Origin of the sequence: Klebsiella sp. A-Nf5 (assembly GCF_002810545.1) — a bacterium.
Lineage (GTDB): Bacteria > Pseudomonadota > Gammaproteobacteria > Enterobacterales > Enterobacteriaceae > Klebsiella > Klebsiella variicola.
The window spans coordinates 1-980 of sequence record NZ_PIOG01000203.1 but is presented as its reverse complement, the minus strand read 5'-3'; the positions used below and the strand labels follow the sequence as shown (position 1 = coordinate 980).

The 980-nt window shown below is 55.0% G+C and carries 1 protein-coding gene; it reads right to left on the bottom strand.

From position 1 onward, the window contains the following. Nucleotides 1-54: 54 nt before the first annotated feature. A partial coding sequence (locus tag CWM53_RS20240; RefSeq protein WP_100750845.1) for a bifunctional transcriptional activator/DNA repair enzyme AdaA occupies nt 55-980 on the bottom strand: 926 nt, incomplete at its 5' end.

Below are 980 nucleotides of genomic sequence, written 5' to 3'. Positions count from 1 at the left end.
ACCGAGCCGCAGTGAAAGTGAACAGAGAGGGGCCCCTTCATCCTGGAAGTAAAATCAGCCGCACTTTTCCCTGATGGTTGCCTCATGGTTAATAAGCCATTTTTTACGTGCAATGCCGCCGCCGTAACCGGTCATCGAACCATCTTTGCCGACAATTCGATGGCACGGGATGATAATCGCGACGCGGTTAGCGCCGTTTGCAGCAGCCACCGCGCGCGTGGCCGTTGGTTTACCTATATCCATCGCAATCGATTGATAATACGTCGTCTCACCGAAGCTAACGCGCTGTAAACGGCGCCAGACCGCTCGCTGGAATTCGCTGCCTGGGGTATCAAGCGCCACCTCGAACGATTGACGCCGCCCGGCAAAATACTCCGTTATTTCCTGTTGCGCCTGTCGGGTGTGGGCGTTTTCACCGGCGATGATGCTGGCGTCGAACCGTCGCTGCAGGTCGCTGAATTCTGTCTCCAGCGCTCGTCTGTCGACAAACTCCAGCAGGCAAATTCCCCGCTGCGTTGCACAAACAAACATTGGACCTAACGGGGTGGTAAAGCGATGAATTAAAACAACCTGGCGTTGCACGCTGGGTGCGGAACCGGTCAATTTTTTGCAGGTATAGCCGAAGCCGCTTAAAGACTCATAGCCGCTATCGAAAGCGACATCGGTGGTTGATCGACCTGCTTTTAGCTCCTGAAGCGCCATATTAACGCGCTGCATCCGCTGAAAAGCCTGAAAGGTGATCCCGTGGTTTTGCAGGAACCAGCGGCGAACGCGTTCCGGGCTAATATCGTGCTGACGTAGTTCGCTATCACTGAGGCGAACCTTCGGGTCTTCTCGCAGCAGACGGAGCGCTTGCTCAACAAAGGCGGGAGCCGTCCGGGCATTCTCCGTCGGGCGACAGACTTTGCATGGCCGAAATCCGGCATCCAGCGCGGATTTAACGTCATTATAAAATTCGACATTTTCGCGCCTTGGTTTTC